Source organism: Paraburkholderia fynbosensis (genome assembly GCF_902859935.1).
Lineage (GTDB): Bacteria > Pseudomonadota > Gammaproteobacteria > Burkholderiales > Burkholderiaceae > Paraburkholderia > Paraburkholderia fynbosensis.
Window position 1 is genome coordinate 71,914 of sequence record NZ_CADIKI010000006.1, and the last position, 13,213, is coordinate 85,126.

13 protein-coding genes are annotated in these 13,213 nt (G+C 63.4%); 10 read left to right on the plus strand and 3 right to left on the minus strand.

What is annotated here, in order from left to right; genetic code table 11:
• Positions 1 to 149: 149 nt before the first annotated feature.
• The gene (locus tag HV770_RS11690) at positions 150 to 1,106 is read right to left on the minus strand and encodes a LysR family transcriptional regulator (RefSeq protein WP_175159725.1); all 957 of its coding nucleotides are present in this window, start codon (positions 1,104 to 1,106) and stop codon (positions 150 to 152) included.
• A gap of 251 nt (positions 1,107 to 1,357) precedes the next feature.
• On the opposite strand from HV770_RS11690, the gene HV770_RS11695 reads away from it, so the two are divergent.
• From HV770_RS11695 to aroQ, 3 genes are read left to right on the plus strand one after another with little or no spacing between them, the layout of a single operon-like run.
• Positions 1,358 to 2,764, plus strand: a complete 1,407-nt coding sequence (locus HV770_RS11695) for an MFS transporter (protein ID WP_175159727.1) — start codon at positions 1,358 to 1,360, stop codon at positions 2,762 to 2,764.
• A gap of 46 nt (positions 2,765 to 2,810) precedes the next feature.
• Positions 2,811 to 3,878 carry a Gfo/Idh/MocA family protein gene (locus HV770_RS11700; protein WP_175159729.1) on the plus strand — a complete coding sequence of 356 codons (1,068 nt, stop codon included), beginning with the start codon at positions 2,811 to 2,813 and terminating at the stop codon, positions 3,876 to 3,878.
• A 54-nt stretch (positions 3,879 to 3,932) separates the two neighbouring features.
• Positions 3,933 to 4,370 (plus strand): type II 3-dehydroquinate dehydratase, encoded by a 438-nt coding sequence (gene aroQ / locus HV770_RS11705; protein WP_175159732.1) that lies wholly within the window; start codon positions 3,933 to 3,935, stop codon positions 4,368 to 4,370.
• 73 nt (positions 4,371 to 4,443) lie between these two features.
• Here aroQ and HV770_RS11710 read toward each other — a convergent pair whose 3' ends face one another.
• Entirely contained in the window at positions 4,444 to 5,562 is a 1,119-nt protein-coding gene (locus HV770_RS11710; RefSeq protein WP_246290864.1) for a hypothetical protein, read from the minus strand.
• Positions 5,563 to 5,787: 225 nt separating this feature from the next.
• On the opposite strand from HV770_RS11710, the gene HV770_RS11715 reads away from it, so the two are divergent.
• The 3 genes from HV770_RS11715 (at position 5,788) to HV770_RS11725 (ending at position 8,616) form a co-directional block, all read left to right on the plus strand.
• Complete coding sequence (locus HV770_RS11715) at positions 5,788 to 6,693, plus strand: LysR family transcriptional regulator (RefSeq protein ID WP_175159734.1); 906 nt, start codon at positions 5,788 to 5,790, stop codon at positions 6,691 to 6,693.
• 115 nt (positions 6,694 to 6,808) lie between these two features.
• Complete coding sequence (locus HV770_RS11720) at positions 6,809 to 7,450, plus strand: HAD family hydrolase (RefSeq protein ID WP_175159736.1); 642 nt, start codon at positions 6,809 to 6,811, stop codon at positions 7,448 to 7,450.
• Positions 7,451 to 7,479: 29 nt separating this feature from the next.
• Complete coding sequence (locus HV770_RS11725; protein ID WP_175159738.1) at positions 7,480 to 8,616, plus strand: DSD1 family PLP-dependent enzyme; 1,137 nt, start codon at positions 7,480 to 7,482, stop codon at positions 8,614 to 8,616.
• A gap of 33 nt (positions 8,617 to 8,649) precedes the next feature.
• On the opposite strand, the gene hpaR is transcribed toward HV770_RS11725, so the two are convergent.
• Positions 8,650 to 9,057 carry a homoprotocatechuate degradation operon regulator HpaR gene (gene hpaR / locus HV770_RS11730; RefSeq protein ID WP_121323838.1) on the minus strand — a complete coding sequence of 136 codons (408 nt, stop codon included), beginning with the start codon at positions 9,055 to 9,057 and terminating at the stop codon, positions 8,650 to 8,652.
• Between the two features lie 185 nt (positions 9,058 to 9,242).
• Between hpaR and HV770_RS11735 the strand changes: the two genes are divergently transcribed.
• From HV770_RS11735 to hpaD, 4 genes are all read left to right on the plus strand, one after another.
• Complete coding sequence (locus HV770_RS11735; RefSeq protein WP_175159740.1) at positions 9,243 to 10,016, plus strand: fumarylacetoacetate hydrolase family protein; 774 nt, start codon at positions 9,243 to 9,245, stop codon at positions 10,014 to 10,016.
• Complete coding sequence (locus tag HV770_RS11740) at positions 10,013 to 10,771, plus strand: fumarylacetoacetate hydrolase family protein (RefSeq protein ID WP_175159742.1); 759 nt, start codon at positions 10,013 to 10,015, stop codon at positions 10,769 to 10,771. Before HV770_RS11735 ends, HV770_RS11740 begins: the two co-directional genes overlap by 4 nt.
• Positions 10,772 to 10,792: 21 nt before the next feature.
• On the plus strand, positions 10,793 to 12,250 hold the full coding sequence (gene hpaE / locus HV770_RS11745) for a 5-carboxymethyl-2-hydroxymuconate semialdehyde dehydrogenase (protein WP_175159745.1): 1,458 nt from the start codon (positions 10,793 to 10,795) through the stop codon (positions 12,248 to 12,250).
• Positions 12,251 to 12,337: 87 nt separating this feature from the next.
• On the plus strand, positions 12,338 to 13,201 hold the full coding sequence (gene hpaD, locus HV770_RS11750) for a 3,4-dihydroxyphenylacetate 2,3-dioxygenase (protein WP_175159747.1): 864 nt from the start codon (positions 12,338 to 12,340) through the stop codon (positions 13,199 to 13,201).
• The last annotated feature ends 12 nt before the right edge of the window (positions 13,202 to 13,213 follow it).

Sequence of the window (13,213 nt, forward strand, 5' to 3'; positions counted from 1 at the left end):
AACTGTATCGACGGCGCCGATCATATTCCCGATACAGCGCGATAGAACCGCGCCTCACTGTATTGTTTTTGGCGCCGCAACTGTCATGGAGCCGCACGCGCGGCAGCGAAGCGATACGCAAACGCGGACGGCCCGCGACGCGCAGAGCGTCAAAACCCGCCCACACCCCGCGTGACGAGCGCATACGGTCCGCACGTCAACTGCTCCCTGAGGAATTCGATGCACACCTGAATCTTCGCCGACGACGACAGCCGCTCCGCCGTCACCGCCCACACGTCGGCGGGCTGCTGGTAGTCCGGCAGCACGCGCACCAGTTCGCCGGCGCGCAGACTTTCGGCCACATCCCAGATCGACACCATCACCACGCCGTAGCCGTCCTTGGCCCATTGCACGACGATATCGCTGAGATTCGACGCGACCGTGCCCGTCACCTTCACGCTCTTTTCGCCATCCGGTCCGGCCAGGCGCCAGACGCCGAAGCGATCATCGCGGCCGCGAAACAGCAGGCAGTCGTGTTGCGTCAGTTCGCCCAGATCGGCCGGTGTGCCGCGCCGCTCGAGATATGCGGGCGACGCACAAAGAATCCGCGCGCTCTGCACCATCTTGTGTGCAATCAGATGTGGTTCCTGCACTTCCCCGACGCGAACGTCGATGTCGAAATTCTCGCCGACCAGATCGGCGCGCCGGTCCAGCAACTCCAGCCAGATCTCCAGATTCGGATGACGCTCGCGCAGCATCGCGAGAATCGGCGACACATGTTTGCGGCCGAGCCGCAGACTCGTGCTGATACGCAGCAGCCCGCTCAACTCGGTACGACGATCGGCGAACGCATCGGCCATACCCTGCACGTCATCGAGTATCTTCTGCGCCCACTGCAAAGCGGCTTCGCCATCGCTTGTCACGCTGACGCGCCGCGTGGTGCGCAGAAACAGCTTCACGCCGAGACTGGCCTCCAGCATCGCGATCCGTTTGCTCACATGCGAGGGCGACAAGCCCATCTCCGTCGACGCCGCGACGAAGCTGCCTCGCCGCGCGATGTTGCAGAACAGCTGAAGATCACGCAGAAAGGACTCATTGCTGGCTGTGAGCGCATTCTGATTTTTCATCTGGTCGCATTGTGTCGGTGCAGAAGCACATTACCCTAGCCTCAACGGATTGATCGGGCAAGCCAGGGCAGGCCGGGCGCGATGTTCCGTACACCCAGGCACTGGTTAACCCTGTACCGCGGCGCAACAACGACTGGCAACGAACCGCCGGCCAGCCGTCCAGGAAAGTCCTGGCTTGCATAGTTTCGATTTCGGCGCGCCAATGAGTCAGCCATAGAAGCTGACAAAAACATTTCTGTTCAGGAGACGATATGCAAACGAACGCATCAGCGAGCACCCACGGGCATGGCTCGCAGGCTCGCAAAGCAACCGCCAGCGGCTGGATCGGCTCGGCGCTCGAGTACTACGATTTCTTTATCTACGCTCAGGCGGCCGCCCTCATCTTCCCTCAGCTGTTCTTTCCATCCGGCAACCCGAAGATCGCGATCGTCGCCTCGCTCGCAACCTATGGGGTTGGTTACGTCGCGCGGCCGATCGGTGCGGTCGTGCTCGGGCATTGGGGCGACACCCACGGCCGCAAGAACGTGCTGCTCGTGTGCATGTTCCTGATGGGCTTCTCGACGATGGCGGTCGGCCTCCTGCCCACCTACCATCACGTCGGTATGCTCGCGCCGACGCTTCTGGTGGTTCTCCGGCTGATTCAGGGCTTTGCCGTCGCCGGTGAAATCTCGGGCGCAAGCTCCATGATTCTCGAACACGCGCCATTCGGGCGACGCGGCTACTACGCGAGTTTCACGCTGCAGGGCGTGCAGGCGGGCCAGATTCTCGCCGCCGCCGTGTTCCTGCCGCTCGCCTACTTCATGGATGACAGTTCGTTCAACTCGTGGGGCTGGCGGATTCCGTTCCTGCTCAGCGCGCTGGTGCTGATCGCCGGCTACTACATTCGCCGCGAGGTGGAGGAAACGCCCGCCTTCGCCAAGGAAGACGCGAGCGGCAACGTGCCGAGGTCGCCGATCGTCGAAGCCTTCCGCTACAACTGGGGCGACATGCTGCGCGTGGTCGGCTGCTCGCTGATGAACGTGATTCCCGTCGTCGCCACGATCTTCGGCGCAGCGTATGCGGTGCAGCAGTCTTACGGTATCGGCTTCTCCAAGAGCGTCTATCTGTGGATTCCGGTGGTCGGCAACATAGTCGCGGTGCTGGTGATTCCGTATGTGGGCAATCTGTCGGACCGCATCGGGCGGCGCCTGCCGATCATCGTCGGGGCGCTCGGCGCGGGCCTGCTCTCGTTCGCGTATCTCTACGCGATCAGCATCCGCAACGTGCCGCTCGCCATGGTCATGTCGGTCCTCATGTGGGGCATCATCTATCAAGGCTATAACGCGATCTTCCCGAGCTTTTATCCGGAACTGTTCCCGACCCGCTCGCGCGTGTCCGCGATGGCGATCGGCCAGAACATCGGCACGACGATCACCGCACTTCTGCCGGCCCTGTTCGCCTACGTCGCGCCGCCCGGATCGCACAACATCCCGCTCACCATCGGCGCGATCACGTTCGGCATCACGGTCATCGCGGCGGTCACGGCATGGAGTGCGCGCGAGAACTTCCGCGTCAAGCTGAGCGATCTCGGCGAACCCGGCGCGGTGCCGATCGACAAGCACAGCTATGAAACGCTGCGCGCGCAGACCATGGCCGACGCAAAAAAAGCCGTCGCGTGAGCCCAGACGCTCACGCATCCGATCGCAACCGCACAGGACCCGATTCATGAACAGGACGCGGATCGCCGTGGCTGGCGCGGGCTATATCGGCCGCGCGCATATGGCCGTCGCACAACAGAGCGGCACGTGCACGCTGTCGGCGATCGTCGACCCTTCGCCGGCGGCCGGGCCAATCGCGGCCCAGGCCGGCGTGCCGCTCTACCGCACGCTCGACGAACTGATCGAACGGGACCGTCCGGACGGTGTGATTCTCGCCACGCCGAACCAGTTGCATGTGGAGCATGCGTTGGCCTGCCTCGCGGCCGGCGTGCCGACGCTGCTCGAAAAGCCGATCGCGCCGACCGTCGATGAAGCGGAGATGCTGGTCGGCGAAGTCGAACGCAGCGGTGTGCCATTGCTGATCGGCCATCACCGCGCGCATAGTCCGATCATGGCGCGCGCGCGGCAACTGATCGACGAAGGCCGCCTCGGCAAACTGGTCGCGGTGATGGGCAGCGCGGTGTTTTTCAAACCCGACCAGTACTTCTCCGACGCCGAATGGCGGCGCGAGCCGGGCGGCGGCCCGATTCTGCTGAACATGATTCACGAGGTGCACAACCTGCGCATGCTGTGCGGCGACATCGTCGCCGTGCAGGCTTTTTCATCGCATGCGACGCGCGGCTTTCCGGTCGAAGACACCGTCGCGATCAACCTGCGTTTCGCGAGCGGCGCGCTCGGCAGCTTCATGCTGTCGGACACCGCAGCGAGCGCGCGCAGCTGGGAACAGACTTCGCAGGAAAACAAGGCCTACCCGTCGTATCCGGACGAAGACTGCTATGTGATCGCGGGAACGTTCGGTTCGTTGTCCGTGCCGACCATGCGCCTGAAAACGTACGGCAAAGCCGAGGACCGGTCGTGGTGGAAGCCGTTCGAGGTGAGCGTCGCCGCCATGACGCGCGACGATCCGCTCAAGCTGCAACTGGCACATTTCGAACGCGTGATTCGCCGCGAAACGGAGCCGCTCGTAAGCGCCCGGGATGGCTTGCAGAATCTGCGCATTACCGAGGCCATCGCCGAAGCCGCGAACGCGGGCTCGGTCGTGGACACCACGCCTGCCGTCGCGTCGGCTCGTTAAATCCGTGCGGCGCGCGCCGCGCCGCGCCGGCAAACTCATTCTTCAGGATCCCAGATGAAAACGTTCGTGATGCTGCATGGCATCAACCACAACATGTTCGGCAAGCGTGATCCGGCGCAATACGGCACCATCACGCTCGCTGAAATCGACAGCAAGCTGCAGACGTTGGGCACGGAACTGGGCGTTCACGTGCAAAGCTTCCAGACCAACAGCGAAGCCGCCATGTGCGAGCGCATTCACCAGGCGTTCACCGACAACGTCGACGGCGTGCTCATCAACGCCGGCGCATGGACGCACTACAGCTACGGGATTCGCGACGCGCTCGCCATTCTGGTGGTGCCGGTGGTCGAAATCCACATGTCGAACATTCACGCGCGCGAAGCGTTCCGGCATCAGTCGGTGTTCGCGGAGATCGTCAAAGGGCAGATTTGCGGCTTTGGCGTCGACAGTTATCTGCTTGGGCTACGCGCGGCCGTGTCGGCGGCAGCCTAGATCACGGCGAGTGCCCGGTGTTGCGCGAAGATTCTTTTCACGTACGCAACGCCACGCCGTGTGTGCTGCGCCGTTAGCGCCATTGTTCGGTCAGTTCGTTGGCCAGCACCATCTTCTCGCGCACCACGTCGACCAATGCGGCATCGACGCCGCCCTGCGCTTTCAGGAACTTCAGCGCGGCGGAATGCACCGTGCGCATCGCGCGCCCGTCGATCCCCGCCATACGCGCCGCGCTGCGCCGCGTTTCTTCGACCAGATCGCGGGCGCTGCCGAAGTCGGGCGACAACCCGCTCTGCGCCTCGAACGCTGCGCGCAATCCGGCCGCATAGTCGCGCGACTGGCCGAGCCGGTCGATATCGATCAGCAGATCGACACCTTCGACCATTCGCAACGCGCAGAGAATCCACAACGCGACGAACGCCCGATAGGCGTTATTTCCTTCCGCCGTGCGCGCGTATTGCTCACATGCCATCGCATAGGCGTCATCCGGCATCGATCCTACGGGCGGCAAGCTCGCGCCGCAAACGTCGATCGCCTGCCTGACCAGCGGGTCCGACTGATTCAGACCGAGTACACGAAACGGCGCGGCCACGAAAAACGGATTGCTCCATTGCTGACTGAGCAGCCATCCCGATGCGAATTGCGACGCGGGATTGCGCAGCACGCCCACGTGCATCGTTTCCGGAAAGGCCTGCTTCAACCAGGGCAGCCGGCCCGACGAGCGGCAAAACTTGAAGACCGGCACGCTGCCCTGTCCGACGGTCCGTTCGCACAGATTGCGCAAATAGGCCTGTAAATCAGGGAACTCCGCATCCGGCGCGCTCGCGAATCGATCGATGCTGAAACGTTTGCGATAGCCGACCACGCCGCGCGCGCTGTCCAGAAGAAACGGGCGGTACTCGTCGAAGTACGGCGCGGCGAGCGGCGGATGCCCCGAGGTCAGCGTGGGACGGGAAGCGGCCACCTCGGCGAGGCTCAGTTCGGCCAGCACGTTGCTGAGCGGTTCATAAAAGCCGGTTGCCGCGTCGAGCTCTCGCAGACGGGACCAGACCCACGTGCCCGCGCTGCGCCAGCCCGTGTGCAGAAATACCGCCTGTTTCAGTACACTTTTCTGCACGACATCGTTCAATCGGGAAACCGGTTCGTTAGCGGCGTTCGACGGACTGTTCGACGGCCCTTGTGACAACGGCATGGGACTTCTCTTCTGAAAGCGACAACGATTCGATGGAAAGCGGACACTGCCCGCGGCGCTTCATGGCGCCTCGTACTTGAGGGTCGGCCTGTCCGCTTCGTGACGGAAACATCACTTTACCTTGCGAGGCCGTGCCGCGTTCGCCTGCATGCATAGTCGACGCTAATGGATCGGCGCAGCCAAACGCATTATGCTGCCAGACTTGGGCACTCTTCCATTGCTGACATGAACGATTCGGCCGATATCCGCTTCCTGCTCACCCTCCGCGAAAGCGGCAGCCTGATCGCCGCGGCGCGCAAACTGGGACTGTCGCCGTCGGCTGTCACGCAGCGCCTCCAGCAACTCGAAAAGAAGCTGGGCGCGCAGCTGGTGAACCGCAGTGCGCGCCGCCTGCAATTCACGGAAGAAGGCTCGCTACTGTGCGAACGCGGCGCCGAACTCGTCGAACAGTTCGACGCGTTGTTCGACGACTTGCAGATGCGCCGCGGCGGTCTCGTCGGTACGCTGAAAATCAATGCACCGCTGGGATTCGGGCGGCGCCATCTCGCGCCCGTGATCGGCGAGTTCCAGCAACAGAATCCGGATATCGATGTCGCGCTCACGCTCTCCGACCGGCCTTTGACCGACACGCCGGATCGTTTCGACATCGTCGTGCACATCGGCGAGTTGCGGATTTCGAATCTGGTCGGCCATATGATCGCGCCGAATGCACGCTTCGTCTGCGCAGCGCCCGCGCTGCTCAAGCGGCTGGGTGCGCCGCAATCGCCGGACGAGTTGAGCAGGCTGCCGTGCATCCTGCTGCGCGAAAATAACGAAGACGTGTCGCTGTGGCAGTTCAGCAAGGGCCGTATGCGCCGCAGCGTGCGCGTGTCCGCGCACCTGAGTTGCAACGACGGAGACGTGATCCGCGAGTGGGCCTGCCAAGGACGCGGTGTGATCCTGCGTTCCGAATGGGACGTCGCCGACGATATCGCGAAAGGAAAGCTCGTGCGTTTGCTGCCGGGCTGGAAAGCGCCGGACGCGAATGTGATCGCGCTCACCCATCAGCGTGCGGGGCTGCCGGCGCGTACACGTCATTTCATGCAGTACTTGCAGAGTCGATTCAGGCCGCTGCCGCCGTGGCGGCGGTAGTCCCAGCAAGCCATGCGGTCAATTCAGTTTCACTGAATCTATGAATTACTTCATCTAAACGCCCGACCACCGACGAAACTTTATAATCGACTCACCGTTCACCGCCGGTTCGATCATGATGCCCGCCGCCTACCCCAAAGCAGTCCTCTTCGACCTTCTCACCGCGCTGCTCGACTCGTGGACTTCATGGAATCACGCGGCGGGCTCCGAACAGGCGGGCCGCGCATGGCGAGCCGCCTATTTGCGTCTGACTTATGGCTGCGGCCGCTACGTCGCATATGAGCAACTGGTGCGCGAAGCCGCCGCGCAAGTCGGCCTGCACGACGGCGCCGCGCATGCGCTCGAGGCAAGCTGGCTCAACCTGACGCCCTGGCAAGGCGCACTCGACGCGCTGCGCGCACTCGAGCCGCACTGCAAGCTCGCGGTCGTCACCAATTGCTCTACCCGCCTCGGCACTCGGGCAGCCAACCTGTTCCCGAGCCGCTGGGACGCAATCGTGACCGCCGAAGAAACCGGTGTCTACAAGCCGGACCCGCAACCGTACCGGCTCGCGCTCGCGAAACTCGGCGTTCAGGCCCACGAAGCCGCGTTCGTGGCCGGCTCCAGCTACGACATGTTCGGCACCGCCGCCGTCGGCTTGCGTACATACTGGCACAACCATGTCGGCCTGCCGCTCGTCGCGGGTGCGCAGGCGCCCGAGATCGAAGCGCCCACGCTCGACTCGCTCATCCCGTGGCTCGGCCGTTTCGGCCTGTGAGCCCACATCACTTCCATCCCGGTGACAGCATGAAACTCGAACAGATCGAAACCCCTGCCGCGCTGATCGATGTCGCGCGCATGCAGAAGAACATCGCGCGCATGCAGGCATGCATGAACACGCTGGGCGTCGCGTTCAGGCCGCACGTGAAGACCACCAAATGCATCGACGTGGTGCGTGCGCAGATTGCCGCCGGCGCGCGCGGCATCACGGTGTCGACGCTGAAGGAAGCGGAAGCATTCTTTGCCGCCGGCATCCATGACATTCTCTACGCAGTCAGCATGGCGCCCTCGAAGTTGCCGAGAGCGCTCGCGCTGCGCCGCCAGGGCTGCGATCTCAAGCTGGTGGTGGACAACCCGAACGCCGCGTCGGCGCTCGCCGCATTCGGCGACCAGCATGGCGAAACCTTCGAGGTGTGGATCGAAGTCGACACCGATGGACACCGCTCGGGCATCACGCCCGAAGAAGACACATTGCTCGAAGTCGGGCGAATTCTGCATGAGAACGGCGTGAAAGTGGGCGGCGTGATGACCCACGCGGGTTCGAGCTACGAGCTCGATACGCCGGCCGCGCTCGCGGCGCTCGCCGAGCAGGAGCGCGCGGGCTGTGTGCGCGCGGCGCAACGGCTGCGCGAGGCCGGCATCGCGTGCCCGGCGGTCAGCGTCGGCTCGACGCCCACCGCGCTCGCCGCCGCGCAACTGAACGGCGTCACCGAAGTGCGGGCCGGTGTCTATGTGCTGTTCGATCTGGTCATGCACAACGTCGGCGTGTGCGCGCTCGACGACATCGCGCTCAGCGTGCTCGCCACGGTAATCGGTCATCAGGCAGACAAGGGCTGGGCGATTCTCGACGCAGGCTGGATGGCAATGAGCCGCGATCGCGGCACGTCGAAACAGTCGCACGATTTCGGCTACGGCCAGCCGTGTCTGCTGAACGGCACGCTGCTGCCCGGGTATGTGGTGAGCGGCGCGAATCAGGAGCACGGCATTCTGTCGTCGACCGAAGCAGGCACGCAGGTCGACGATATCGTGGAGCGCTTTCCAATCGGCATGAAGCTGCGCATTCTGCCGAATCATGCGTGCGCGACGGGCGCGCAGTTTCCCGAGTATCACGCGGTCGCGCCGGACGGCAACAGCGTGGAGTGGCGACGCTTTCACGGCTGGTAGCCGAACGCGGCCCCAAGCCTGCAGCAGCCCCGCTCACTCATCCTCTTCGCCCAGCCCCGCCAGCAGATCGTCGACCGCCCGATACACGCGCTCGACGATCTCCGGCCCCACCTTGCGCTCCAGCTCGCGATAGTGCGCTTCGAGATCCTTCGAAATCACGCGCACCAGCTCCACGCTCGTGTCCGTCAGCGACACCAGCACGCGCCGCTGATCCTCGGCAAAACGCTCCTTGATGACGAGATCCATGCTCTCCATGCGTGCGAGCACGCCGGCCATGCTCGGGCTCGAAATCGTGCAGATATCGGAGATGTGGCGCGGCTCCATCGGGCCGTGCTCGTCGAGCGCGCGAATCACGCGCCATTGCTGTTCGGTCAGTCCGTGAGCGGTAATCAATGGACGGAAACGCTCCATCATTTTTTCTCGGGCGCGCAACAACAGCATCGGCAGGTTGCGGTGCAAAACTCGGGTGGCAGCGGACATGTTGGAAAAGGAATAAGGGCAGCCAGCGAAGCTTAAGGGAAAACCCGCGATCAATCGACAGCCTATTGACCGTGAATCATATCAAGCGCAATACTACTAACATGTTAGTGGTTTCGCTGAGTTTTTTTTTCCGAGAGTCTGCCTTTATGTTCGCCCTTGCCGATCACCTGCTGCATCCCGAAGGCGACCCACTGCCTCGCGACGTGGACGCGTGCACCGCGGCCGCGTTGCTTGCACGCGGCATCGCCTGCCGCGCGCCGGTGCATGGCGCGGTGTACGGAACCCTGCTGAACGACCGTGCCGCGCTGGATGCGCTAGGCGACGCGGTGCATGCGGCTCCATATAAAGCGCCGCCGGCAGCGCCGGTTCTTTACCTGAAGCCTCGCAACACGCTCGCCGGACATCGCGCGAAAGTTGTCGTGCCGGACGATGCGTTGGGAGTCGAAGTCGGCGCGTCGCTCGGTATCGTGATTGGCCGCACGGCAACACGCGTCGATGCGAATCGCGCGGCGGACTACATCGCCGGCTATACGCTGATCGCCGACCTGAGCGTGCCGCATGCGAGCGTGTACCGGCCTTCGGTGCGTTTTCGCGCGCGCGACGGCTTCTGTGTGATCGGACCGGCTGTCGTGGCAGCGCGCCATGTCGCAACGCCGGACGATCTTGCCATCGCGGTCTCGCTCAATGGCGCCGCGGCCTTTACGGCAAGCACGGCGTCGTCGGTGCGCAAGGTCGCGCAATTGCTCGCAGACGTCACCGATTTCATGACCTTGAGCGCGGGCGACGTCATCACGCTCGGCGTGCGCCAGGGCTCGCCGGTCGCGCATATCGGCGACACGGCCACGCTGACGATCGGTGCCATGCCGCCGCTCATGGTGTCGTTTGTCGCCGCACCGGAACACGACGGAGAACAACGATGATGCGCGGCCGTGTTGCGTATGCAGGCGCGATTCATGAAGCCTATCCCGACGCCCATGGCGTGCGCCTCGCGGACGGCCGCGTGTGTCGCGAAGATGAAGTGGTCTGGCTTGCACCGATCGAAGTCGGCACGATCTTCGCGCTCGGGCTCAACTACGCCGAGCATGCGAAGGAATTGCAGTTCAACAAACAGGAAGAACCGCTCGTCTTTCTCAAGGGCCCGGGCACGGTGCTCGGTCATCGCGGTGTCACGCGCCGCCCCGCCGATGTCACGTTCATGCACTACGAGTGCGAGCTGGCTGTCGTGATCGGCCGGAGCGCGCGGAACGTGACGCGCGAAAACGCACTGCAGCATGTGTCCGGCTACATGATCGCCAACGACTATGCGATTCGCGACTACCTCGAAAACTACTACCGCCCCAACCTGCGCGTGAAGAATCGCGACGGCGGCACGGTGCTCGGCCCCTGGTTGGTCGACGCGGCCGACATCGGCGACGTCACGCAACTGGAATTGCGCACGTTCGTCAACGGCACGCTCCAACAACGCGGCAACACGCGCGATCTCGTGACCGGCATCCCGGCGTTGATCGAATACCTGAGCGGCTTCATGACGCTCGCGCCCGGCGACGTGATCCTCACCGGCACGCCGGAAGGCGTCGTCAACGTGAAGGCGGGCGACGAAGTGGTCTGCGAAATCGACGGCTTGGGCCGTCTCGTCAACACGATTGGCTCGGACGCGGACTTCGGCCGCCCCTGAGCGACAGCAAAAGGACTACCCATGCGAATCGACCATCTGATCAACGGCCAAGCGTGCGCCGCGAAAGACTATTTCGAAACGGTCAATCCGGCCACGCAGGACGTGCTCGCCGAAGTGGCCCGCGGCGGCGCGCAAGAGGTGGATGCCGCCGTGCGCGCGGCCAAGGATGCGTTTCCCGCCTGGGCCGGCAAGCCCGCCGCGGAACGCGCGAAGCTCGTGCGCAAGCTCGGCGAATTGATCGCGAAGCATGTGCCGGAAATCTCGGAGACGGAAACGAAGGACACCGGCCAGACCATTTCGCAAACGCGCAAGCAACTCGTGCCGCGCGCCGCCGACAACTTCAGCTACTTCGCCGAGATGTGCACGCGCGTCGACGGGCACACGTATCCGACCGACACGCACCTGAACTACACGTTGTTTCACCCGGTCGGCGTCTGCGCGCTGATCTCGCCGTGGAACGTGCCGTTCATGACCGCCACGTGGAAGGTCGCGCCCTGCCTCGCATTCGGCAACACGGCCGTGCTGAAGATGAGCGAACTGTCGCCGCTCACCGCGTCAATGCTTGGGCAACTGGCGCTCGAAGCCGGCATCCCCGCCGGGGTGCTGAACGTGGTGCACGGCTTCGGCAAGGAAGCCGGCGAGCCGCTGGTCGCGCATCCCGACGTGCACGCGGTATCGTTCACGGGATCGACGGCGACCGGCAACCGCATCGTGCAAACCGCGGGGCTGAAGAAGTTTTCGATGGAACTCGGCGGCAAGTCGCCGTTCGTCATTTTCGACGACGCCGATTTCGAACGCGCACTCGACGCCGCCGTGTTCATGATCTTCTCGAACAACGGCGAACGCTGCACCGCGGGTTCGCGCATTCTGGTGCAGCGCTCGATCTACGCGCGTTTCGCCGAGCGCTTCATCGAGCGCGCGAAGCGTCTGACCGTCGGCGATCCGCTCTCGGACAGCACCATCGTCGGCCCGATGATCAGCCAGGGTCATCTGGCGAAAGTACGCAGCTATATCGAACTGGGCCCGAAGGAAGGCGCCACGCTCGCGTGCGGCGGCCTCGATACGCCGGACCTGCCCGACGCGATCCGCAAAGGCAACTTCGTCATGCCGACGGTATTCGTCGATGTCGACAACCGCATGCGCATCGCGCAAGAAGAAATCTTCGGCCCGGTCGCGTGCCTGATTCCGTTCGACGACGAAGTCGACGCGATCAAGCTCGCCAACGATATCTCATACGGACTCTCGAGCTACATCTGGACCGAGAACACAGGCCGCGCGCATCGTGTCGCCGCCGCCGTCGAAGCGGGCATGTGCTTCGTCAATAGCCAGAACGTGCGCGATCTGCGCCAGCCGTTCGGTGGCACCAAGGCATCGGGCGTGGGCCGCGAAGGTGGCACCTGGAGCTACGAAGTGTTTCTCGAACCGAAGAATGTCTGCGTATCGCTCGGCTCGCATCATATTCCGCGCTGGGGTGTGTGACACCGCTCACGCGACGAAACAGCAACTATCTAGCATGGGGTCGCAATCAGCGCTCACGCGCTAACTGCAGCCGACACGGAGACCACAATGGGCAAACTCGCATTGGCGGCAAAAGTGACTCACGTCCCGTCGTTATATCTGTCTGAACTCGACGGTCCGCACAAGGGTTGCCGTCAGCCTGCGATCGACGGTCACCATGAAATCGGCCGGCGCTGCCGCGAACTGGGCGTCGATACGATCGTCGTGTTCGATGTGCACTGGCTCGTGAATAGTGAGTACCACGTCAATTGCGCACCGCAATTCGAGGGCGTGTACACCAGCAACGAGCTGCCGCATTTCATCAAGAACATGCCGTACGCGTATCCGGGTAATGTCGGGCTCGGGCATCTAATCGCCGAAGTCGCCAACGAAATGGGCGTGAAGAGCCGCGCGCACAGTGAAACCACGCTCGAACTCGAATACGGCACACTGGTTCCAATGCGCTATATGAATAGTGATCAGCATTTCAAGGCCGTGTCGGTGGCGGGCTGGTGCATGTGGCACGACCTGGACACGAGCGCACGCTTTGGTCTCGCGGTACGCAAGGCGATCGAGGAGCGCTACGACGGCACCGTCGCGATACTCGCGAGCGGCTCGCTCAGTCATCACTTCGCCAACAACGGTACGGCCGAGCAATTCATGCACAAGGTGTGGAGCCCGTTTCTCGAACGGATGGACCGCAGCGTCGTCGAGTTGTGGGAAGCCGGCGACTGGAACACCTTTTGCGCCATGCTGCCGCTTTACAACGAGAAATGCTGGGGCGAAGGCGGCATGCACGACACCGCGATGCTGCTCGGCGCGCTCGGTTGGGACCGGTATGACGGCAAGGTGGAGGTCGTCACGCCGTATTTCGGCAGTTCGGGCACCGGCCAGATCAACGCGATCTTTCCGGTCACGCCGCTGCCCGCCTGAATAGTGAGGAGA